Below are 21,950 nucleotides of genomic sequence, written 5' to 3'. Positions count from 1 at the left end.
CCGCGCGCAGCCCCTCTAGCCGGTGGCCTCGCGGATGTACTCGCCGATCTGCCGCAGCGACCGGGTGGCCTCGGGAATTATCGGGGCGCCAAGCTGGAAATCGTGAATCTGGCCGGGCCACACCCGCACCTCGGTCGGCACTCCCGCCGCCGCCAGCGCGCGGGCCGCCGTGCGGGCGTCGTGCAGCAGCACTTCCGAGCCGGATACGTGGATCAATGTCCGGGGCAACCCGGCCTCGACGTGATCGAGGGGCTCGTAGAGCTGCTCGGACTCTCCGTCGACGACGTGCTTGCGGGCCGCCCTGGCCACCAAGGTGAACAAAGCGTCGAATGCCTTGGCTCCGAACATCGCATCGGTCTTGATGTTCGGGTGCGACTGCTTGGGCTCCTTGGCCAGTTGCAGCAGCGGAGAGATCGCGACCAGCGCCGCCGGTTCCTCGTATACCTGCTGAAGCCGTTGCGCCAGAGCCAGAGCCAGATAACCGCCGGCCGAGTCGCCGGCCACCACGATCTGATCCGGCTGATATCCGCGCGACCGCAGCGAGCGATAGGCGTCGTGGCAGTCATCCAGTGCCTGGCCGACTGAGTGCTTCGGGATGAGCCGGTAGTTGACCACCAGCACCGGAGCGTCGGCAAACTTGGACAGCGCGTTGACGATTCGACCGTGCGAGTTGACGCCGCACGTCAAGAAGGCACCGCCATGCAGATAGAGCACCACTCGTCGCTTGCCGTCAGCCGGCAACACGCCGGGCGCGCGCACCAGCTGGGCGGTGCAATGCGGCAACTCCACCGTCGTCCGGACGGTTCCCGGTCCGGGAAGCAGGACCCGGGACGCGAAATCGATGATGCCGAACGGAAATGGGACGAGCGGGATGTGGCTGACCAGACCCAAAGCCGGGCGGATCGTCAGGCGACAAGCCAGCGACGCCACCATCCCCGGGAGGCTGGGTCCGCTTTCGACGACCTCGACGGGCACACCGTCGTTGGCCGGAAATCTGCGTGCCCGCATTACGTCGCGGGCACGAACTGCGGTACGGGGCGCGCCCGAAACCCTGCTCGGTGCGGTCATGCTCAACACTCCTACGCCGTTGTAGTGCGGTAAACATGTCGACGAAGTAAGCGGAGAGATAGTTCAGCCAACTTCGTGAACTTAGCTTGACAGCTTAAACAACTTCAACAATCAAAGAGTCTGATTCGATACCAAGACTGCTCCGACCCGTAATGGCTTCAAGGCCGGGCTCCGGGAGGTGCGTCAGACCGGGACATAAACTGTTCGCGTGGTACGACGCGCGCCGCGGGGTTCGATGGTCGCGCTGGCCGCGGCCGGCGCGCTGGCATCGACCGGTACCGCCTATGTGGGGGCGCGCAACCTGCTGATCAGCCAGGCCGCCAAGGCGCGCAGCGTCATCCCCAAGTCATGGGACGTCCCACCGCGAGCCGACGGCGTCTACGCCCCCGGCGGCGGACCGGTGCAACGCTGGGAGCGCGGGACGGACGTCGACCTGCACCTGATGGTCTTCGGTGACTCCACGGCGACCGGGTACGGCTGCCGGACCGCCGACGAGGTTCCCGGCGTGCTGATCGCCCGCGGACTGGCCGAGCAGAGCGGCAAACGTGTCCGGTTGAGCACCAAGGCGATTGTCGGGGCCACCTCCAAGGGCCTGTCCGGCCAGGTCGACGCCATGTTTGTGGCGGGTCCGCCGCCGGATGCGGCGGTGATCCTGATCGGCGCCAACGACGTCACCAAGCTGAACGGCATTGGCGCCTCGTCGCGACGGCTGGGCGACGCGGTGCGACGGTTGAAAGCCAGCGGCGCGGTGGTCGTCGTTGCCACCTGCCCTGACTTCGGTGTCGTCAAAGCGATCCCGCAGCCGCTGCGATGGACGGTGCGAACCCGGGGGCTGCGGCTGGCCCGCGCGCAGTCCGGCGCCGTCAGGTCCGCCGGTGGTGTGCCGGTGCCGCTGGCCTCTTTGATGAGCCGCGAGTTTCGGCATGCAGCTGAGCGGATGTTGTCCGACGACCAATTCCACCCGTCGGCGGCCGGCTACGCGCTGGCCGCAAGCCAGCTGCTGCCGGCGCTGTGCCATGCGCTCGGCGACTGGGCGGGCCAGCCGGTACCCGCCCTGCTGTCCGACACCGCCACCGAGGCCGGCCCCGGCGGCTATTCGGTGCTGGGCCTGCTGTCGCGACTGTGGCGTCGACCCACGACCGGGGTACCGGCACCGATCGTCGTGCCCGGCTGAGCCGTTCGGGTCCTCACCGGGCCGTTTAACGGCCCCCGTCGACGCGGGGCTAGATTCGGGTCCAGACAACCCCACGGATGGAGCCGAAATGCCGGAAGCGGTCATCGTTTCAACTGCCCGTTCGCCGATCGGGCGTGCCATGAAGGGGTCGCTGGTCAGCATCCGGCCCGACGACCTTGCGACCCAAATGGTGCGCGCCGCCCTGGACAAGGTGGAGGCGCTGAACCCGCATCAGATCGATGACCTGTACCTGGGATGCGGCCTGCCGGGCGGCGAGCAGGGCTTCAACATGGCCCGGGTCGTCGCGGTCCAGCTCGGCTACGACTTCCTGCCGGGCACCACGGTCAACCGGTACTGTTCGTCGTCGCTGCAGACCATCCGGATGGCCTTCCACGCGATCAAGGCCGGCGAAGGCGATGCGTTCATCTCGGCCGGCGTGGAGACGGTGTCACGGTTCGGCAAGGGCAACTCGGACTCGTTGCCGGACACCAAAAACCCGCTGTTCGACGAGGCCGCCGAGCGCACGGCCACGGCAGCCGAGGGAGCCACCGACTGGCACGATCCCCGCAAAGACCACGCGATCCCCGACGTCTACATCGCGATGGGCCAGACCGCCGAGAACGTCGCGATCATGACCGGCATCAGCCGCGAGGACCAGGACCATTGGGGCGTGCGCAGCCAGAATCGTGCCGAGGAGGCGATCAAGAGCGGTTTCTTCGAGCGCGAGATCGTCCCCGTGACCTTGCCCGATGGAACCACGGTCAGCACCGACGACGGCCCACGGCCGGGAACGACATACGAGAAGATCAGCGAGCTCAAGCCGGTTTTCCGGCCCAACGGCACGGTGACCGCCGGCAATGCCTGCCCGCTCAACGACGGCGCCGCCGCAGTGGTGATCACCAGCGACACCAAGGCCAAGGAGCTCGGCCTCAAGCCGCTGGCCCGCATCGTGTCCACCGGTGTGAGCGGTCTGTCCCCGGAGATCATGGGCCTGGGACCGATCGAGGCAAGCAAGATGGCCCTGCAGCGGGCCGGCTTGTCGGTCAAGGACGTCGACCTGTTCGAGATCAACGAGGCCTTCGCCGTGCAGGTGCTCGGCTCGGCCCGCGAACTGGGCATCGACGAGGACAAGCTCAACGTCTCGGGCGGTGCGATCGCCCTGGGCCACCCGTTCGGCATGACCGGTGCTCGCATCGCCACCACCCTGCTCAACAACCTGCAGACCCACGACAAGACATTCGGCCTGGAGACCATGTGCGTCGGCGGCGGTCAGGGCATGGCGTTGGTGATCGAGCGGCTGAGCTGATTCGCTAACGGTCTCGGGACCACGCAGCACCCGTCTCCTGTTTTGCCGCCAAAACCGGCGTAACCGCATGGTTCGGGCATGGAATCACCCGGACTGGGTTACGGTTTGCCGGCTGCCGCCCGGTGGCCTACACATCCGAGTTCGGCTCGGTGGAAGAGGAGCGGCGCGATGACTGTGTCCCCGAGAACAATTGCACTAGTGACGGCTGCGCTGGCAGTCGCTTCAGCTTCAGCGACGGGTTGCAGCAGCAACTCGAAGGCACCCACGGCCTCGTCGACGTCAGCCGCTTCGGCCATGACAAGTCACAGCTCGACAGCGAGTTCGGCGCAACCCCAGTCCGCCGACTACACCCGACTGTTGATCCACGTCAACGACATTCAGACCCCGATGCCTTTCACCGCGGGCCCGGTAATAGCGAACCCGAATGGCCAAGCCGGGGCGGAGACGACGTTCAGCAACGATGGCACAACTCGCCAGATCCGCGACACCATCCTCGTTCTCGTCGATCCTTCGGCGGCGACAAGCGCGCTGGACGCCGCCAAGGCGAAGCTGGGTGATTCCGTCCAGGGAACACCCGCACCGGCTGCCGTGGGAACCGGCGGCACGTTGGTCTCGGGCAACTCACCGGACGGCTCCCACGGGGTGATGATGCTGCTGTTCACCGAGGGCAAAGCGTTCACCACCCTGAACTTTGTCGGCCCGCCCGATGTGCAGCCGCCACCGGATTTCGTCACCGACCTTGGACAGAAGCAAGACGCGGCAATCAAGACCGGACTGGCTGGTTAGTCCGAACCTCGGACACGAAGAAGGCCGGCACGTTTCGCAGGTGCCGGCCTTCTTCGTTTCAAGCGCTAGTCGTTCTGTAGATAGCTGAGCAGGCGCAGGATCTCGATGTAGAGCCAGACCAGGGTCACGGTCAGGCCGAGCGCGATACCCCAGGCAGCCTTTTCGGGCGCTCCGGCGCGGATCATCTGATCGGCGGCGTCGAAGTCGATCAGGAAGCTGAACGCCGCCAGACCGATGCAGACCAGCGAGAAGATGATCGCCAGCGGGCCGCCGCTGCGCAGCCCCATGCCCTCGCCGTGGCCGACGCCGAACATGCCCAGCACCAGGTTGCCCAGCATCAGGGCCAGCACACCGAACATGCCGGCGACCATCATCCGGGTGAACTTGGGTGTGACCCGGATGGCACCGGTTTTGTAGACGACGAGCATCCCGACGAACACCCCGAGCGTGCCGATGATCGCTTGCCCGATCATCGCCCCGGCGCTGGTGTTCGACACCGAGAAGTTGGCCAGCAGGAACGAGATCGCCCCGAGGAACAGCCCCTCCAGGGCGGCGTAGGTCAGCACGATCGCGGGGTTGTCCTGCTTACGGGCGAAGGTCGCGATCAACACCATGGCCAGACCGCCGAACGCGCCGACGAAGGTGAACATGGTGGCCAGCGCCTGGTTGGCCTCCACCATGAAGTAGGAGACGACGGCAACGGCCGACAGCACCGCCAGGGTGATGCCGGTCTTGGTGACCACATCGTCGATGGTCAGCGGGCGGGAAACGCCAGCCCGCTGGTCGGTGTACGGCGCATAGGGGTCCGTCTGATGCCCGTACTGTGTCGCGGCGCCCGCGACGCCACTCCCGAACTGCGCGTATCCGCCACGCTGCTTGGGCAGCGAGCGAAATACCGGGTTACTAGTCTCCCGCAACGTCGGATCCTCTCGTGAGCTGTGAGTTCGAGCTGTGCGAACAAGTAATCAACGAACGGTAGTCCAGCTGTGTTCCCAGCGGAACATTTACCCGAATGTGCGGCCAGTCCTATTCCAGACAAACCTTACCCGCGGGCGCCCCGACGCGGGTAACGATCTAGATTGCCTGTCAGGCCCCGACCAGCATTCGACGAGGGATTCACCAGGCCATCCACCGAGGGAGACCACGCGCGTGACGGACGAGTCCGACGACATTGCGAGCCGCGTCGATAGCGGTGTCGGCTTTGTGACGCTGAATCGGCCCAAGGCGATCAACTCGCTGAACCAGAACATGGTCTCTCGCCTGCGTGCGGTGTTGACGGCGTGGGAGCAGGACGACGCGATCAGCGCGGTGGTGCTCTCCGGGGCCGGGGAGCGGGGGTTGTGCGCCGGCGGTGACGTGGTGGCGATCTACCACAGTGCCCGCGCCGACGGGGCCGAGGCGCGGCGGTTCTGGCACGACGAATACTTGATGAACGGTCAGATCGGCCGCTTCCCGAAGAAGTACGTGGCCCTGATGGACGGCATCGTGATGGGTGGCGGCGTCGGTGTCGGCGCCCATGCCAACACCCGGGTGGTGACCGAGACGTCGAAAGTGGCGATGCCTGAGGTCGGCATCGGTTTCATCCCCGACGTCGGTGGGGCTTATCTGCTGTCGCGTGCACCGGGATCGCTGGGTCTGCACGCCGCGCTCACCGGGGCGCCGTTCTCCGGCGCCGATGCGATCGCCCTGGGATTCGCCGACCACTTCGTGCCGCACGACAAACTCGATGCGTTGCGCCAGGCCATCGCCAGCGACGGCGTCGATCGGGCGATCGCCGCGCACGCCGTCGAACCGCCGCCCAGTAGCCTTGCCGCACAACGTGACTGGATCGACGAGTGCTATTCCGGCGATACCGTCGTCGACATCGTCGCCGCGCTGCGGGGCCATGACGCCGGACCGGCCAACGACGCCGCGGGCCTGATCGCGACCCGCTCCCCCATTGCGCTGTCCGTGACGCTGGAGGCGGTGCGCCGCGCCGCCAAGCTGGACACCCTGGAAGACGTTCTGGCGCAAGACTATCGGGTGTCGTCGGCGTCGTTACGTTCGCACGACCTGGTGGAGGGCATTCGCGCCCAGCTGGTCGACAAGGACCGCAACCCGAAGTGGTCGCCGGCATCGCTGCCCGAGGTCGGCGTGGCCGACGTCGAGGCATATTTCGCACCCGTCGACGACGAACTGAAGTTCTAGGAAGGCAGTGATGACGAACGCGTACGAAACCATTCTGGTCGAGCGCGACGAGCGGGTCGGCACCATCACCCTGAACCGGCCGAAAGCACTCAACGCGCTCAACAGCCAGGTGATGGACGAAGTCACCACCGCGGCAGCCGAATTCGACAACGACCCCGGCATCGGCGCGATCATCATCACCGGTTCGGCCAAGGCGTTCGCTGCGGGCGCCGACATCAAGGAGATGTCCAGTCTGACGTTCTCCGATGTCTTCGATGCCGACTTCTTCGCGCCGTGGGCAAAGCTCGCCGCCGTGCGCACGCCGACGATCGCGGCGGTGGCCGGATACGCGCTCGGCGGTGGTTGCGAACTCGCGATGATGTGTGACGTGCTGATCGCGGCCGACACCGCGAAATTCGGTCAGCCGGAGATCAAGCTGGGCGTGCTGCCGGGGATGGGCGGTTCGCAGCGGCTGACCCGGGCCATCGGCAAGGCCAAGGCGATGGATCTGATTCTGACCGGACGCAACATGGACGCCGAGGAGGCCGAGCGTAGCGGCCTGGTGTCACGCGTGGTGCCCGCCGACGACCTGCTGACCGAGGCCAAGGCTGTCGCCACCACGATTTCGCAGATGTCGCGCTCGGCGTCGCGGATGGCCAAGGAAGCGGTCAATCGCGCCTTCGAGTCCACGTTGACCGAGGGGCTGCTCTACGAACGCCGGCTGTTCCATTCGGCTTTCGCGACCGACGATCAGTCCGAAGGCATGGCGGCGTTCATCGACAAGCGGCCGCCAAACTTCACCCACCGCTAAGGAGCTGTGGTGGCCGAATCCGCGCCAGCCGTCGAGCCGGAGCGCCGCGAAGCGTGGTGGGTCCGGCACTACACGTTCACCGGCACCGCGATCGGCCTGGTGTTCATCTGGTTCTCGATGACGCCGTCGCTGTTGCCGCGGGGCCCACTGTTTCAGGGTTTGGTCAGCGGGCTGGCCGGCGGGATCGGCTACGGCATCGGAGTTTTCGCGGTGTGGCTGGTTCGTTTCATGCTTTCACGTGATACCAGTCCACCGGCGCCCCGGCGCGCGTGGCTGGTGCTGATCGCGGTCGGCGCGGTCGTCATGGTCTTGATGGTGATCTGGTTTCACGTCTGGCAGGACCGGGTGCGCGACTTGATGGGTGTCAAGCACCTGACCTGGCACGACTATCCGTTGACCACCGCTGTGTCGTTGATCGTGCTGTTCGGTGTCGTCGAAATCGGCCAGCTCCTTCGCCGACTGGTGCACTTCCTGGATCTGCGACTGGATCGCTTTGCACCGCCGCGGGTTTCGGCCGTCATCGTGGTGACGTTGCTGGTGGCGCTGACGATCGCGCTGCTCAACGGCGTGGTGGTGAAGTTCGCGATGCGGACCATGAACAACACCTTCGAGACGGTCAACAACGAAATAAATCCCGAGACCGCCGCACCGAAGACCACGCTGAGGTCCGGCGGGCCGCAGTCGCTGGTGTCCTGGGAATCGCTGGGACACCAGGGCCGCATCTTCGTCCAAGGCGGGCCCACGCTCGCCCAGCTCACCGCGTTCAACGGCGCCCCGGCGACCGAGCCGATTCGCGCCTATGCCGGGTTGGAGTCCGCCGACGGCATCACCGCGGCCGCGGAGCTGGCCGCGCGAGAGTTGGAGCGCGAGGGCGGATTACGCCGCGCCGTGGTCGCGGTCGGAACCACCACCGGTACCGGCTGGATCAACGAGGCCGAAGCCGACGCGCTGGAGTACATGTACAACGGCAACACCGCAGTCGTGAGCATGCAGTACTCGTTTCTGCCCAGCTGGCTGTCGTTCCTGGTCGACAAGGAGAATGCGCGCCATGCGGGCCAGGCGCTGTTCGAAGCCGTCGACCGGCTTGTGCGCCGGCTGCCGGAAGCGCAGCGCCCCAAGCTCGTCGTGTTCGGCGAGAGCCTGGGCTCGTTCGGCGGTGAGGCGCCGTTCATGAGCCTCAACAACGTGCTGGCCCGCACGGACGGAGCGCTGTTCTCCGGGCCGACGTTCAAGAACACGATCTGGACCGATCTGACCGCGACCCGTGATCGCGGGTCTCCGGAATGGCTGCCGCTCTACGACCACGGTCTTTACGTGCGATTCGTTGCGCGTCCGAAAGATCTGAATCACCCTGAATCACAATGGAATACACCGCGGGTGGTGTATCTGCAGCACGCGTCGGATCCGATCGCCTGGTGGGATCCAGGCCTGCTGTTCCGCCAGCCGGCCTGGTTGCGCGAAAAGCGTGGCGAAGACGTGCTTCCCGAGACCGCCTGGATACCCGTGGTGACGTTTTTGCAGGTATCGGCCGACATGGCGGTGGCCACCGACGTCCCGCAGGGCCACGGCCACGTCTACGTAGCCGATGTCGCCAATGGTTGGGCGGCGGTGCTGCAGCCGCCGGGGTGGACGCCGGAGAAAACCGCGAAGCTGCGCCCGCTGCTGCGTTCCAGCGACGGCTAACACCAGGTAAACGGAGGCTGTGAGTGTGCCTAGGGTTTGGGCCTACTAGCACTCCATCGAACAGTCAAGTGGCAGTATCCATCCTATTCGAGACCCCGTGGAGGGAGTGATCGATGACCTGGACAATTGCCAAGATCGCGGCGGCGGGGGTGTTGACCGCCATGCCCATCGTCGCGGTGGGCATGCCCGCTTGTGCGGCAGCGAGTTCCGGCGGAGCGCCGATCGTGCTTCCGGCGCCGCCGCCGGCGGATCCGCCCCCCGACCCGCCGGCCCCGCCGGCACATCATTCGACTGGGGAGTACTACAACCCCAACGACGCAAATGATTGGTGGAGCGTCGGCGACACCGGCGGGGGCGGCGGCGGAGGCTAAGGCGAACTGAGCAGCCCGGCGGCAGCCAGCGCGTGGTAGCCGCCGACTACGTCGGTTGCCCGGTACAGCCCGAGGTCCTGAAGTGCTACCGCGGCAAGGCTCGAGGTGTAACCCTCTGAGCACAGCACGATCCACTCCACGTCGTCGCTGACCGCTTGCGGCAGCCGGGCGTCGCTGGTGGGATCGCACCGCCACTCCAACACGTTTCGCTCGATGACGAGCGGTTTAAGATTTTCCGGCACCTCGCCTTCACATGTCCGCTGGGCCTGCGGCCGGATGTCGACGAGCAGCGCGCCGCGGCTCAGCGCCGCGGGCACCTGCTCGGCGGTCAGACGGCGCAGCCGGCCGCGTGCCGTCTGCAGGACCTGATCGATGCGGCTCATAGGTTCTCCGGTTGGTCGGTCAACTCGGTCCGCTGGCGCCGCAGCCGGTGCTCACTGGTGACCTGGTAGTACGACATCACCGTCAGCGGAGGCGAATACGCGTGCACGCTGAGCGAGGGCACCTGCGGGCCGCTGACCGACAGCGCCGATGCCCGCGGCGAGGTTGGGGCCCACACCACGTCATGCACCCACCCCAGCGGGAACGAGGCCTGATCTCCTGCCTCTAGCCGCCGGCAGCGCAAACGGTCACCGTCCCAACGGAATTCATCAAGCGCCCCGGACAGCAATGTCAGCGCACCCAGCGACCCGCCGTGGTCGTGCAACTCGGTGCGATGCCCGGGCACCCAGCTGATCAGCCAGACGTCGACTTCGTCGTCACCATGCAACCGGGCAAACCAACGGTCGTTGGTGGGCACACCGCCCGACGGGACCACATGGTCGTAACGGCCGCTGAGCACATCGTCAGCGGCTCGGTCGGTGGTGTGTAGCAGGTCGGCCAGCCGCAGCCGGGTGGGACCGGGGACCGACCGGAGCCGCGAAGGGACGGACAGGACAGGGTCAGCAACAAGGGGTGCAGAAACCATTGGGGAAGCTCCAGAGCGAACGGGCGTATTGAGGGACGGCGAAAGTTGCCCTATTTCCCGGCTTCTCCTCAGGCCGTTCCGGCCTGCATCGGCGCCGAGGCTAGGGCCGACAACACTCCCAAAACCTGGTTCGCTGTATCACGGCCGCCAGTGTTGCATAGATTTACCGGGTGCGGTGGCGGCCATCTCGCCCCCTGGTGTGGGGCACGGTTGCGGCGCTGGGCGTCGCGTCGGCGATGACGGGCTGTTCGTCCGGCGCCGAGAAGACGTCGCCCGCATCCGTGACAGCACCGAGCACCGTGCAGGTCGGAGTGGCGGCAGCGCCCAGCGGCGTGTCGATCTCGCCGGCGGGCGTAACCACCAACATCAGCGTGCCCGCCTATTCGACCGAAGAGCAGTACTTCCAGGCCTGCCACGCAGCGAAAACGTGGATGGTAGGCCACCCGGGCGACCGACATACGCAGGTCGAGCGCTATTTGGCGGCTGTCCAGACGCCCGGCGCGGTCGGCGCCGGCACCTGGAACACCGCTTGGGCCGCACTGCCGCTCGCACGGCAGGCGGGGGTCATTGTCGCGGCCAAGGCGGCCGCCAACGACGAGTGCGGCTGAGGCAGCTGGGTGCCCGCGCCGCAATTCGGATCACGATTGATAAAACCCACGCGGCACACGCGAAAATGAACCCATGACCGACTCCGATCTACTGCCCGAGCCGCAACCCGGGCAGCTCGACGCGCCACGCCCCAGGGTGGCGCTGGCGCTGGGCAGCGGCGGTGCCCGTGGGTACGCCCACATCGGGGTGATCCACGAGTTGCGCGACCGCGGCTATCAGATCGTCGGGATTGCCGGTTCGTCGATGGGGGCGCTGGTCGGCGGGTTACAAGCTGCCGAGCGGCTCGACGAATTCGCCGAATGGGCAAGCTCATTGACGCAGCGCTCGATCCTGCGTCTGCTCGATCCATCGATCACAGCGGCCGGGGTGCTGCGGGCTGAGAAAATCCTGGACGCGGTGCGCGACATAGTCGGCGCCGTCACTATCGAGCAACTGCCGATCCCCTACACCGCGGTGTCCACCGATCTGTTGGCCGGCAAGTCGGTGTGGTTGCAGCGCGGTCCGCTCGACGAGGCGATTCGGGCTTCGATCGCCATCCCGGGAGTCATCGCGCCGCACGTCGTCGATGGGCGGCTGTTGGCCGACGGCGGCATCCTCGACCCGCTGCCGATGGCGCCGATCGCGGCCGTCAACGCCGATCTGACCATCGCCGTCAGCCTGTCCGGCAGCGAGGCCGGCGGCGACGAGGCCGAGCCCGAACCCCGCCCCACGACCGAGTGGCTGAACCGCATGTTGAGCAGTACCTCGGCGCTGCTCGACTTTCCGACCGCACGCGCGGTGCTCAACCGATTCGGGGCGCAGAGCTACGAGGACACCGAGGACACGGCGATCGTTGCGGAATCCGAACCGCCCAAGCTCGGGGGTTTCGAGGTGATGAACCGCACCATCGACATCGCCCAGGCCGCCCTGGCCCGCCACACGCTGGCCGCTTATCCGCCCGACTTGCTGATCGAGGTGCCGCGCTCGGCCTGCCGCAGTCTGGAATTCCATCGGGCAGCGGAGGTGATCGAGACCGGCCGCGAACTGGCTGCCCGCGCGTTGGACACCCTCACCTGACGCCGAGGAACGCCGCGACAGCTGCCGCCTCGCGCCGGCCCTGAGTGCGCCCGGCCCGCGCGCCGGCGGACCGGCAGTTGGGGGCGAGTGGGTTCGGCCCGAACGCCGCCAGCGACTCGTCATCGGCGAACACCCCGAGCGCTGCGCCGTGAAACCCGTTGATTTCGTCGGCCGGCCCGGCACCGAAGGCTGACGGCGCCGAGTCACCGGCAGGCACCAACACCACCGCCGCGGCGCAGTCGGCGGCGACGTCGAGATTGATCGTGCTGCCGATGCCGCCATCCATGTAGCGCCGGTCCCCGATCGTCACCGGCGGCCAGGCTGCGGGTACCGCGCAGCTCGCGGCGACCGCGTCAATCAGGTCGACGCCCGAATCGCGGTTGAACACCACCAATTCACCGGTGGCGGCGTCGATGGCGGTGAGGCGCAGCACCCGGTCGGGCCAGTGGTGGGTGGGCAGTCGCTGGGCGATGACGTTGCGCCGCATCGGCTCGGCCACGGTGTCGGCGGCCAGCGCAACCGCACCGATCCGCTGACGTTTCTGCGCCAGGGTGGCGTCCGGATCGGTCATGGCGGCCAGGAAAAGCTCTGTGATGCCGTCGATTCCGACGCCGGGATCTATTTCCGCGGACGTCTCGCCGACTTGCCGGGCGAACAGGTCGGCCAGGCCCAAGCCGCTGCTGATCTGTGCGACGACGGCCGATCCCGCCGAGGTGCCGAGCAGCACGTCGGATTCCAGCAATGCCTGTGCGGCCGCGGGAGACTCGTCGGCAATGCCAACCAGAATGCCGGTCTCCCAAGCGATTCCCGCTACACCACCGCCGCCCAGCACCAATGCGCGGTTTGCCGTCATGCCGACGGGTGCAGCGAGGCTTGGGCGGCCGGGCTCAGATCCTCAGCACGCAGCAGATGACGGGGCGGATCCGGCAGCACCAGTTCGCGGTGGATCTGCAAGCCGGAATCGACGTGCACCAATTCACCCGGTTCGATGAGCCGCCATTGCACGGCGTCGTCCATCGGCTCGGTGGCGAACACGACCGACGGCTGCTGACGCAGGTTTTGGGACTCCGCGCGAATTCGGTTGGTGCGCAGATGGAATCGGTGATTTTCGGGCGGTTCGCGGCGATCCGATATGTAGAGCTCGTGCGACTCCGGGTAGCGCAGCGCCCACAGGTCGGTGGCTGTGCAGAGCAAGATGTTGACCGCGTAGATCGGCACCTCGGCGGCCAGCCAATTCATCGCCTCGACCAGACCCGCGTTGACGTCACCGCCACGCGCCCGGATCGACGCGGTGATCAAGGCGAACACCCGCTCGGAATCGGTCTGACCCAAAACCAAATCGGCAGTTCCCAATTCGCGCAGTCGCGCGTCGAGTACGTCGAGGCCTTCCAGTACGCCGTTGTGCGCGAAGATCCGGCCTTCCTGCAGGAACGGATGAGTGTTGACCACGTCGTGTGACCCGGTGGTCGCATAGCGCACGTGCGCGACGAACGTGGTGCCGGTCAGGTCGTGGGCTTCGGTGGCGAACTCCGCGTCGTGCCACGCGGCGATCGGCTGCTTGTGCACCTGCGGGTGGCCCTGGGCGTCGAAGACGCCCAGACCGCTGCCGTCAGGGTTTCGCCGGCTCTGCTCGGCAAGGTTGTCGGGAGCGTCCAGTAGCCAAAACGTCGCGGTGACAATGTTGGTGCCCGCGTGTAGCCCGAAGAGTCGGCACATCAGCGAGTCAGCTCGGCCGACAGCGTCGCCAGCGACTGGCGCGCATAGCCCTTCCAGAGTCGGCCCAACACCGGCAGCAGCGGCACCGCGAATATCGATGCGGCGTGAATCGTCCAACTCCAGCCGACCGCTGTCTCTTGATTCGTCCAGCCGCACGCACCGAAGGTCCATTTGCCCTCGACGTGCTCGACCAGCAGTGCCAATGGGCCGGTGATGCCGGTGAGCGTGTAGCCAAATGAGTCCGGCGGATTCACGCTCGTCAGCGTCTCGTGCATGACCCCGCCGCCTTCGAGCGCGACCACGCGAGTCTGCCCGACTGTGCCCCATTCACCGTGCTGCTCACGCACCTCGGCGATCGGCGGAATCGGCCCGTAGCGGCGGCTGAAAATGGTAGTCAGCGGCATCGGGAGAGTACGGGCGAAGACCTCGTCGACGACGACGTCAATGACGCACGATTGATGGACTGCCATTGTCCTTGCCATGCGGGCAGGTTACCGCGACAACCCGGGTGCGGCTCGGCCGGTGATCAGCGGCAGGTCGAAGAAAGTCTGGATGCCCGCAGGTGCCGCGCAGGTCGCCGGAACGGCGTTCACGCAGTGCGCCGCTGTCGCCACGACACCGGGGTTGCTTTTCAGACCGGCTTCCACACTTTCCGGCTGCCAACCCTTGACCGTGATGAAGGCGTCCGGGTTTCCGTGCAGCTCGATTTCATAGCGCTCGCCAGCGGGGCCGAAAGACCAAGGTGGATCGAGGTTTTCCTCACCCATCAACCAGTTCACCGTGATCCGGACCACCGCGGCATCGCCGACAAAGGCCTCCCAGTGAAAGCGACGCCCGGCCACCTGTCCCGGCTCGATCACCCCGATCGGCGAGTCGATCGGGCCCGTCGCCACAGCCACCTCCTGCGATGAACGGATCTGCGGGTCGGCGGCAAAGCCCAGCCGGTCCACGCACAGCCGGACCGACTGAAAGAATCCGCCGTCGAGGATCTTCTGCATCGGTCCGGTCAGCGCCTTGTCCGGGGCGTCACCGAAACCCATCACGTAGCGCAACACATCGGGCGCCCCGTAGGTGCGCAGGTCGGAAAACTCTTCGGAGCGAACAAAAGTCACGCCGGTGGACATCACTGAGAGGAGTAATGGAAACAGCTCGGTCGCGGCACCCGGACCGATGCCGGCGCCATGCAGCGTGGCGTTGCCGGCTTGGGCGGCAATCTCCAGCGGTGCGCCTTCCTTCTCGCCGGGGTAGAACCAGCCGACCGGGGTCACGACGTTCTTGCCAGAGCGCAGCAGCGCCGTGACTTCGTCGACGTTGGGCAGCAGCGGCGCATAGATCACCGCGTCGGCGTCCAGCGCGAGAATGTCGTCGACGCTGTTGGTCGCGGTGACCCCGAGCGGGGACCAGCCGACGATCTCGCCGACGTCCTTGCCGTTCTTGGCTTCCGAATGCACCCAGCACCCGGCGAGTTCCAGCTCGGGATGCTCGAGTATGCCTTTGATCGCAGCGACACCGACCGACCCCGTTGCCCATTGAACGACGCGCAGGCTCATAGCGCGTTCCTTTCAGTCTCGTGCTTCGCTGACGTCGTAGACATCGTCGGCATACCGGGACCGGATGGTCTTCTTGTCGTACTTGCCGACGCTGGTGCGGGGAATTTCGTCGATGAACGTCCACCGTTCCGGCAGCCACCAGCGAACAACCTTGTCGGCCAGAAACTTTCGCAGATCCTCGGCCTTTACGTCGGATCCCTCCCTGGCGACGACGACCGCCAGCGGTCGTTCCTGCCAGCGCTCGTCGGGGACGGCGACCACGGCGGCTTCGATCACATCCGGATGGGCGACCAGGGCGTTTTCCAGGTCGACCGACGAAATCCATTCTCCACCAGACTTGATCACGTCTTTGGCGCGGTCGGTCAGGGTGATGAAGCCGTGTTCGTCGACGCGGCCGACGTCGCCGGTGCGCAGCCAGCCGGAGTCGAACTTGGACTCGTCGTGACCCTTGTAATAGGAACTGGTGATCCATGGGCCGCGGACTTCGACCTCGCCGACGGCTTCGTTGTCGTTGGGCAGCACTTGCCCCTCGTCGTCGACAATCCGGGCTTCCACCCCGCACAGTGGCTGACCCTGGGTCGCCCGAAACGCCCAGTGCTGGTCTTCCGAAGTGCCCGGCGGCGGCCACGCCATGGTGGCCGTTGGCGACGTTTCCGTCATGCCCCAGAGTTGGCGGATCTGGACGCCGTGCCTTTCCTCGAAAGTGCGCATAAGGGAAACCGGCACGGCCGAGCCGCCGCAGGGAACCATCCGCAGCGAGGACACGTCGTGGCCGGGATTCTTTTCCAGGTAGTGCATGACGTCATTCCAGATCGTCGGCACCGCGCCGGCGACGGTGGGACGAAGCTTCTCGATCATGTCGACCAGCGATTTGGCGTCCAGATGCCGATCGGGCAGCACCAGGTCGGCACCGGCCATCAGAGCTCCGTACGGCAGGCCCCAGGCGTTGGCATGGAACATCGGCACGATCGGCAACACCGAGTCGCCGGAACCGATGCCGATCCCGTTACTGGTGCAGATCGCCATCGTATGCAGATAGCTCGAGCGGTGGCTGTACACGACACCCTTGGGGTTGCCAGTGGTGCCGCTGGTGTAACACATTGCGGCCGCGGAGTTTTCGTCGATGTCGGGCCAGTCGAACTCGGTTGACTCACCCTCAACGACATCGGAGTAGCGCAGTACGGTCTTGCCCGATTCCTCGAGGGCGACGATATCGCCGTCGCCCACCGCGATCACAGTGTGCACAGTCTCAAGGTCGGCGAGTATCGGTGCCAGCAAGTTGGCCAGCGACACATCGACCAGCACCACGTGGTCTTCGGCCTCGTTGGCGACATAGACGATCTGTTCGGGGAACAGCCGGATGTTCAGGGTGTGCAGCACCGCACCCATCGCCGGCACCGCAAGATACGCCGCCAGGTGTTCGGAGTTGTTCCACATGAAGGTGGCGACCCGCTGGTCGCCGGTGACACCGATGCGCCGCAACGCATTCGCCAGCTGTGCGGTGTGTTGACCGAGCTCGGCGTAGGTGTGCTCGCGATAACCATCACCGGTTGCCGTGATGACCTTGCGCGCTCCGTGGACGCGGGTGGCGTGCCGCAGGATGGCGGTGATCGTCAGGGGAAAGCTGTGAATGGTGCTGTACATCGATGGACCGCCTCTGGTTCCGCCGCCTGGCTACCGGGCAGGCCCGCCATCGGCCCGCCCTGGTGGCGATCATCGCATGCGCGGTCAACCGCCTTGGCGGCGATCTGGACCGCGGCGGCGGCTAGACCAACGTCGGCTCGAGTAGCAGCAGGTCGGGCACCGCCCACGGATGCGGGGCGGTGAGCTCGTCATCCGATGTCGGCACGGCGGCCGGCGCGGTCGCCAGGGCAATCTCCAGGACGGTGACCGTTCCGGTGTAGCCGGCGACGTACAGCCGCTTTCCGTCTGGGCTTTCGATCGCGCATGACGGCTGACCATCGACCGAGATGCGGCCGACAACGTCCTGGGTCGTGGTGGACAGCACGGTCACGCTCTGGTCGCCGACCAGGTATGCCCGCTCACCGTCACGGCTGACCGTCAGCTGAGTGAGAGTGCCCGCGACATCGCCGATCTTGTAGGTGGCGGCGATGGTGGACGACTGGGTGTCGACGATGTCGAGCACCGTGCCGAAGTCGGGACCGCTGCTACCCACGTACACGGTGGCACCGTCGGGGCTCAGCGCGATATCCCGGATGGGCGAGCCGATTTCGATGGCGCTCACCACCCGCTTGTGCACCGCATCGATCACTACGAGCTTGGCGGTGGATGCAGCGTTGGCGGCGACGTACAGCCGGCGGCCCTCCGGGCTCACCCGCACGCACCCGGCGGCGACACCGGCAGTGGTCGCAATGCGAACGGAGTCTTGGCTGGCCGTCTTGGTGTCCAGAATCGCGACGTCCGCGCCGTCGACGTCGGTTCGTCCGGCGTACAGGTGCCGCCCGGTCGGGCTGACCGCCAGGTCGGCGACATTGAACGCCAGCGGGTACTCCGCGACGATTTCGTCGGAGTCGATGTCGAAGGCCAGAATTGAGTCGTGCTCAGCTGACACGCTGCTGACGTAGGCACGGCTGCCGGATATCGCCACGGCGAACGCCTCGTCGACGTCGACAACGGTGAGTGCGGTCGCGCCGTTGGCGGTGTCGATCAGCGAGAAGCTGTCGTCGCCGAAGTGGGTGACCATCAGCACGGCACCGTCGGGGCTGACGGCCATGGCGCTCACGGCGCCGTGCCGGGCGTCGATCTCCTCGGCGATCGTGAAATCGTGGGCCGCATCCTGCCCGGGAACTACATCGCTCACTGTGGTACCAGCCTTTACTTGTGGTCCGTGGTGGGCGGACGTCGGATATCTGAGTGCGTAAACGCTTTGCGCGGTCTCGTGCTTCCGCGGACCGCGAACCCAGATCCCTGGTGATGGCGCACAAAGCGCCGCTTCCGGCCGAGTCTAGCGGCTGTAATTGGTCCGAAATAGGACCCTTTCACCGATTGTTGCCCCCGTCACTTGGGTAACTCAGTACGCACTTAACCAATATCCACAAGACCCCATCAACAGCCTCAATCAGCAAACTCAGCAGCCGCTATCAACAGGCGATTTACCGCCATCGCTACCAATAATGAGCTGGGTCGCGAATATTCAGCAATAAGGTTTTCTTATTATTTTCTACAAAAGAGTCGTACATCACAAAAAGTCGAATGGGCGTGTTGGGGGCGTCCGGATTGCCCGCCGGCTGGGGGTGGCCGATAATCGCCCGCGTGGACCGGCGCGGATCCGGGCCGCTCCCAGGGGACGGAGCCACCGCTGACGTGAACGACGACGCAGACGCTGATGTTGTCAGCCGACAATACGAGCGGTGGAGGTACCCACCGCCGGTCCAGGACCTGGCGGCATGGAGCGTCGGGAACTGGGACTGGTTCGATCCGGCGCACGCACATCGGATTTTCTGGCCGGACCGGGACTATCGGCCGGATCTCGACATCCTGATCGCGGGCTGCGGCACCAACCAGGCCGCGGTCTTCGCGTTCGGCAATCGCGGCGCCAACGTGGTCGGCGTCGACATCAGCCAGCCGTCGCTCGATCACCAGCAGCACCTGAAAGACAAACACGGCCTGGACAATCTGCAGCTGCATCTGCTCCCGATCGAGGAGTTGCCCACGCTGGGACGCCAATTCGATCTGGTGGTGTCGACTGGCGTGTTGCACCATATGGCCGACCCGCCGGCCGGCCTCAAGGCACTGGCGGGCTGCCTGCGGCCCGACGGCGTCATGGCCCTGATGCTCTACGCCAAGTACGGGCGAATCGGAGTCGAGTTACTGGAGTCGGTCTTTCGGGAATTAGGCCTGCGCCAAGATGATTCGTCGGTTCAGCTGGTCAAGGACACCCTCTCGAGCCTGACGGCGGATCATCCTATCCAGAGCTATCTGAAAATTGCCTACGATCTGCAGGACGATGCCGCGCTGGTGGATACGTTTCTGCACAATCGTGCGCGCAGCTACACCGTGGACGAGTGCCTGGATTTCGTGGCCTCGGCCGGACTGGTTTTTCAAGGCTGGTATCACAAGACGCCGTATTACCCGCGCGATCTGTTCGCGCCTGCCAGCGGGTTCTATCCGGCCGTTAATGCGTTGCCGGAGAAGCAGATCTGGTCGGTAATGGAACGCTTGCAGACTTTGAACGGTTGCCATTTTTTCATGGCATGCCGACCCGAGCGGCCGAAAAGCGGCTACACGATTGACTTCTCGACGGCCGGCGCCTTGGACTACGTGCCGCTGATGCGCATGCGGTGCGGTGTCGACGGAGACGAAGCTTTCTGGCCGGCCGGGCGCGTGCGCCTGGACCCGGCCCAGTTGGCGTTTCTGACAAATGTCGACGGCCGACGCACGATTCGTGCGATCGCCGCGGAACTGGCGCAACGAGAACCGCCGAACGGGGTCAGTGCGGCGGACCTGGAACGCTACGGCTGCAAGCTATTTCAGTCGCTGTGGCGTCTGGACTTCGTTGCGATGAAGTTGACCGCTGCCTCGCAGGAGGGCTCACGTGACAGCTGACGGCAATTCGTCCATGACTGACCAGTCATCCGGCCCAGCCGGCGGGCAGAACCTCGACATGGGGCCTGTTGCAGCCGGCCCGAGCGTTTTCATAGCTACGCCGATGTACGGGGGTATGGCCGCAGGCACGTACACCATGTCGCTTGCCCACACGCCGGCCAGCTTCTTCAAAAACGGCATCGGCCTGTACTACAGCTGCGCGATGAACGACAGCCTCGTGACGCGCGCCAGGAACTACCTCACCTCTCAGTTCCTCAGCTCGCCGGCAACGCATCTGATGTGGATCGACGCGGACATCGGTTTCGACCCCGTCGACATCGTTCGCATGGTCCGGGCCGACAAAGACGTCGTGTGCGGTATCTATCCCAAGAAGGAGATCCACTGGCGCGAGGTTGCGCGGGCGGCCAGGGACGGCGTGCCGCCGGAGCGCCTGAACGAGTACGAGCGCTCCCTGGTGTTGAACCTGATCGACGACTCCCCCGATCGAGTGAGCGCAGACGGCCTGGTCGAAGTTGCCAACGCGGGCACCGGCTTCATGCTGATAAAGCGAGGCGTGTTCGAAGCCTTGGCCGACGACGCGCCGTCCTACGTCGACGGCTCGACCCCAGGCATAGCTCTCAAGGCGTTCTATGCCGTGAGCATCGACCCCGACTCGGGGAATAGCCTGCTGTCAGAGGACTACCACTTCTGCAGAATGGCGCGCGACCGCGGGTTCAAAATTTATGCGGCCCCCTGGGTACGTCTCAACCACATGGGCACATACATATTCGGCAATAGCGGCGGCGGCCACTGAGGCCGGACCGACTCGTCGCATCTAGGTCAGCCAGTTCGGCTCAAGCTGGCTCTCGTATACGTACGGTCCCGTATGCGTCAAATGAACCCACGGGGCCGCGTAGACCTTGAAGCCATAGCTGCGTGCAAGCCGGCAGAAGTAATAGTCCTCCCCTACCAATTCGCTCGTATCGGCATCGATGCCGGTCGTGTAAAACTCCTTGAGCGTTACTCCGTCGACCACATAGCTGGGCACATTTTCAGATAGCCCCTCGAACACCCCGCGCTTGACCAGCATGAATCCCGCGCCCCCAGCGGCAACCTCCACCAGGCCATCAGAGTTGGCGGATGCGCCACCAGCATGACCATCCATCGGTCTGATCACAAATGACCCGACGTGGCTTTTCAATTCCTCTGCGGGGACGCCGTCGTTGACGGCCTGGGCGACCCGTCCCCAGTCGATTGCTTTCATGGGATACATGCCACAAATGATGTCTTCATCAGCCAATATCATGCTGACGATGTCTACGGCATTGAATCCGATGTCCGCGTCGATCCACATCAGATGTGTGGCCCCGGTTTCGAGGAATTGATGGGCTAAGTGATTCCTCGCATTCGCGACAATAGCGTCATTGATCCTGTACTGGTAAACCAGGCCAAGGCCATTACGTATGAAAACAGCGGGTGTTTGCGCCAATGACCAGGTGTATGTCCCCATGGCCATGCCGCCGTACATGGGGGTGGCTATGAATACGGTGGGCGTACTGGTGCCTTGATCCTGCGGTCGCCCAGCGGCGGGGTCCGGCCCGGAAAGCGGATCAACCACTGGTCGACTATAAGCCGCGGGTGTGCGCTGCGGCCCGTCCAACGGCTGGAAAGCTGCGGGTACGCAAGCCGGCATTGTCAACGTGCTCCAGGCTTCAGCGCGGGACGCCGCTGCGCGCGTTGCGTTTTAGTTGCCCCTCTGTCGAGGACATGGCGATCTGTTGGTAACTCGACGTCCCGTCGCTGGCGGAGATGGCTACGCGCGCCTCCGGGCCCGCGCTACTCACCGCCGATCACGGGAGTGCCCCAGAGCGTTCGACCTGCCGAAAAAAATCCGTCAAGGCGAAGGCACACCCCACTCCGATGGGTTCACCCTGGATTTGTGAACACCGTTGTCCACACCTCGACACCTAGGACCTGAGAGCAACCTGAAAACACCCTGAGACGGCTGCTAGGCGCTGTGCGGTGGCCCCAGTCGGATTCGAACCGACACTTGACGGATTTTAAGTCCGCTGCCTCTGCCGATTGGGCTATGGGGGCCGCCAGCGACGAACTTAGCGCGTTGACCACCGAGCCCTGATGGGG

The 21,950-nt window shown here is 65.4% G+C and carries 22 protein-coding genes and 1 tRNA gene; 11 read left to right on the top strand and 12 right to left on the bottom strand.

Translation table 11 applies throughout. From position 1 onward, the window contains the following. Positions 1–15 precede the first annotated feature (15 nt). Positions 16–1,068: an alpha/beta hydrolase fold domain-containing protein gene (locus WAO18_RS06375; RefSeq protein WP_422204816.1), complete on the bottom strand. Its 1,053-nt coding sequence runs from the start codon at positions 1,066–1,068 to the stop codon at positions 16–18. A gap of 235 nt (positions 1,069–1,303) precedes the next feature. Between WAO18_RS06375 and WAO18_RS06370 the strand changes: the two genes are divergently transcribed. The 3 genes from WAO18_RS06370 to WAO18_RS06360 all read left to right on the top strand — a co-directional run bounded on the left by WAO18_RS06370 (position 1,304) and on the right by WAO18_RS06360 (position 4,334). Continuing rightward, the gene (locus tag WAO18_RS06370) at positions 1,304–2,242 is read left to right on the top strand and encodes an SGNH/GDSL hydrolase family protein (protein WP_422204830.1); all 939 of its coding nucleotides are present in this window, start codon (positions 1,304–1,306) and stop codon (positions 2,240–2,242) included. 88 nt (positions 2,243–2,330) lie between these two features. Next, on the top strand, positions 2,331–3,548 hold the full coding sequence (locus WAO18_RS06365; protein ID WP_422204814.1) for an acetyl-CoA C-acetyltransferase: 1,218 nt from the start codon (positions 2,331–2,333) through the stop codon (positions 3,546–3,548). 294 nt (positions 3,549–3,842) lie between these two features. Continuing rightward, the gene (locus WAO18_RS06360; protein WP_422204813.1) at positions 3,843–4,334 is read left to right on the top strand and encodes a hypothetical protein; all 492 of its coding nucleotides are present in this window, start codon (positions 3,843–3,845) and stop codon (positions 4,332–4,334) included. A gap of 65 nt (positions 4,335–4,399) precedes the next feature. Here the strand turns inward: WAO18_RS06360 and WAO18_RS06355 are convergent, their stop codons facing one another. Beyond that, on the bottom strand, positions 4,400–5,251 hold the full coding sequence (locus tag WAO18_RS06355) for a Bax inhibitor-1/YccA family protein (protein ID WP_422204811.1): 852 nt from the start codon (positions 5,249–5,251) through the stop codon (positions 4,400–4,402). 232 nt (positions 5,252–5,483) lie between these two features. On the opposite strand from WAO18_RS06355, the gene WAO18_RS06350 reads away from it, so the two are divergent. The 4 genes from WAO18_RS06350 to WAO18_RS06335 all read left to right on the top strand — a co-directional run bounded on the left by WAO18_RS06350 (position 5,484) and on the right by WAO18_RS06335 (position 9,365). Next, positions 5,484–6,521, top strand: coding sequence for an enoyl-CoA hydratase/isomerase family protein (locus WAO18_RS06350; RefSeq protein WP_422204809.1), 1,038 nt, complete (start codon positions 5,484–5,486; stop codon positions 6,519–6,521). 10 nt (positions 6,522–6,531) lie between these two features. Then, the gene (locus WAO18_RS06345) at positions 6,532–7,311 is read left to right on the top strand and encodes an enoyl-CoA hydratase (RefSeq protein WP_422204808.1); all 780 of its coding nucleotides are present in this window, start codon (positions 6,532–6,534) and stop codon (positions 7,309–7,311) included. Between the two features lie 9 nt (positions 7,312–7,320). After that, positions 7,321–8,994 carry an alpha/beta hydrolase gene (locus WAO18_RS06340; RefSeq protein WP_422204807.1) on the top strand — a complete coding sequence of 558 codons (1,674 nt, stop codon included), beginning with the start codon at positions 7,321–7,323 and terminating at the stop codon, positions 8,992–8,994. A 113-nt stretch (positions 8,995–9,107) separates the two neighbouring features. Further along, complete coding sequence (locus tag WAO18_RS06335; RefSeq protein WP_422204805.1) at positions 9,108–9,365, top strand: hypothetical protein; 258 nt, start codon at positions 9,108–9,110, stop codon at positions 9,363–9,365. On the opposite strand, the gene WAO18_RS06330 is transcribed toward WAO18_RS06335, so the two are convergent. Next, positions 9,362–9,748 carry a rhodanese-like domain-containing protein gene (locus WAO18_RS06330; RefSeq protein ID WP_422204804.1) on the bottom strand — a complete coding sequence of 129 codons (387 nt, stop codon included), beginning with the start codon at positions 9,746–9,748 and terminating at the stop codon, positions 9,362–9,364. The genes WAO18_RS06335 and WAO18_RS06330 overlap by 4 nt on opposite strands. Then, entirely contained in the window at positions 9,745–10,332 is a 588-nt protein-coding gene (locus WAO18_RS06325) for a cysteine dioxygenase (RefSeq protein ID WP_422204802.1), read from the bottom strand. The genes WAO18_RS06330 and WAO18_RS06325 overlap by 4 nt, the downstream gene beginning before the upstream one ends. Before the next feature lie 236 nt (positions 10,333–10,568). On the opposite strand from WAO18_RS06325, the gene lpqV reads away from it, so the two are divergent. Together lpqV and WAO18_RS06315 are read left to right on the top strand one after the other, a co-directional pair. Beyond that, complete coding sequence (gene lpqV, locus WAO18_RS06320; RefSeq protein ID WP_422204829.1) at positions 10,569–10,940, top strand: lipoprotein LpqV; 372 nt, start codon at positions 10,569–10,571, stop codon at positions 10,938–10,940. A gap of 73 nt (positions 10,941–11,013) precedes the next feature. Beyond that, positions 11,014–11,997 carry a patatin-like phospholipase family protein gene (locus tag WAO18_RS06315; protein WP_422204800.1) on the top strand — a complete coding sequence of 328 codons (984 nt, stop codon included), beginning with the start codon at positions 11,014–11,016 and terminating at the stop codon, positions 11,995–11,997. Here the strand turns inward: WAO18_RS06315 and WAO18_RS06310 are convergent. From WAO18_RS06310 to WAO18_RS06285, 6 genes are all read right to left on the bottom strand, one after another. After that, a complete protein-coding gene (locus tag WAO18_RS06310) occupies positions 11,990–12,850 on the bottom strand; it encodes a patatin-like phospholipase family protein (RefSeq protein WP_422204798.1) in 861 nt (286 codons plus the stop codon). The genes WAO18_RS06315 and WAO18_RS06310 overlap by 8 nt on opposite strands. Beyond that, positions 12,847–13,713 (bottom strand): class II glutamine amidotransferase, encoded by an 867-nt coding sequence (locus WAO18_RS06305; protein ID WP_422204796.1) that lies wholly within the window; start codon positions 13,711–13,713, stop codon positions 12,847–12,849. Before WAO18_RS06305 ends, WAO18_RS06310 begins: the two co-directional genes overlap by 4 nt. Then, the gene (locus WAO18_RS06300) at positions 13,713–14,195 is read right to left on the bottom strand and encodes an SRPBCC family protein (protein WP_422204795.1); all 483 of its coding nucleotides are present in this window, start codon (positions 14,193–14,195) and stop codon (positions 13,713–13,715) included. Before WAO18_RS06300 ends, WAO18_RS06305 begins: the two co-directional genes overlap by 1 nt. Positions 14,196–14,204: 9 nt before the next feature. Beyond that, positions 14,205–15,263 carry a dihydrodipicolinate reductase gene (locus WAO18_RS06295; protein WP_422204793.1) on the bottom strand — a complete coding sequence of 353 codons (1,059 nt, stop codon included), beginning with the start codon at positions 15,261–15,263 and terminating at the stop codon, positions 14,205–14,207. Positions 15,264–15,275: 12 nt separating this feature from the next. Then, positions 15,276–16,907 carry a long-chain fatty acid--CoA ligase gene (locus tag WAO18_RS06290; RefSeq protein ID WP_422204791.1) on the bottom strand — a complete coding sequence of 544 codons (1,632 nt, stop codon included), beginning with the start codon at positions 16,905–16,907 and terminating at the stop codon, positions 15,276–15,278. Between the two features lie 121 nt (positions 16,908–17,028). After that, positions 17,029–18,084: a YncE family protein gene (locus tag WAO18_RS06285; protein WP_422204789.1), complete on the bottom strand. Its 1,056-nt coding sequence runs from the start codon at positions 18,082–18,084 to the stop codon at positions 17,029–17,031. Positions 18,085–18,587: 503 nt separating this feature from the next. On the opposite strand from WAO18_RS06285, the gene WAO18_RS06280 reads away from it, so the two are divergent. Together WAO18_RS06280 and WAO18_RS06275 are read left to right on the top strand one after the other, a co-directional pair. Next, positions 18,588–19,829, top strand: a complete 1,242-nt coding sequence (locus WAO18_RS06280) for a methyltransferase (RefSeq protein WP_422204788.1) — start codon at positions 18,588–18,590, stop codon at positions 19,827–19,829. After that, the gene (locus WAO18_RS06275) at positions 19,819–20,622 is read left to right on the top strand and encodes a hypothetical protein (RefSeq protein WP_422204786.1); all 804 of its coding nucleotides are present in this window, start codon (positions 19,819–19,821) and stop codon (positions 20,620–20,622) included. The genes WAO18_RS06280 and WAO18_RS06275 overlap by 11 nt, the downstream gene beginning before the upstream one ends. A 21-nt stretch (positions 20,623–20,643) precedes the next feature. On the opposite strand, the gene WAO18_RS06270 is transcribed toward WAO18_RS06275, so the two are convergent. Together WAO18_RS06270 and WAO18_RS06265 are read right to left on the bottom strand one after the other, a co-directional pair. Then, positions 20,644–21,426: a hypothetical protein gene (locus tag WAO18_RS06270; RefSeq protein WP_422204785.1), complete on the bottom strand. Its 783-nt coding sequence runs from the start codon at positions 21,424–21,426 to the stop codon at positions 20,644–20,646. A gap of 405 nt (positions 21,427–21,831) precedes the next feature. Then, a tRNA-Leu gene (locus tag WAO18_RS06265) sits at positions 21,832–21,906 on the bottom strand. Between the last annotated feature and the right edge of the window lie 44 nt (positions 21,907–21,950).

Origin of the sequence: Mycobacterium sp. (assembly GCF_049278535.1) — a bacterium.
Lineage (GTDB): Bacteria > Actinomycetota > Actinomycetes > Mycobacteriales > Mycobacteriaceae > Mycobacterium.
The sequence above is the reverse complement of the archived record's forward strand: the minus strand, read 5'-3'. Positions and strand labels throughout refer to the sequence as shown.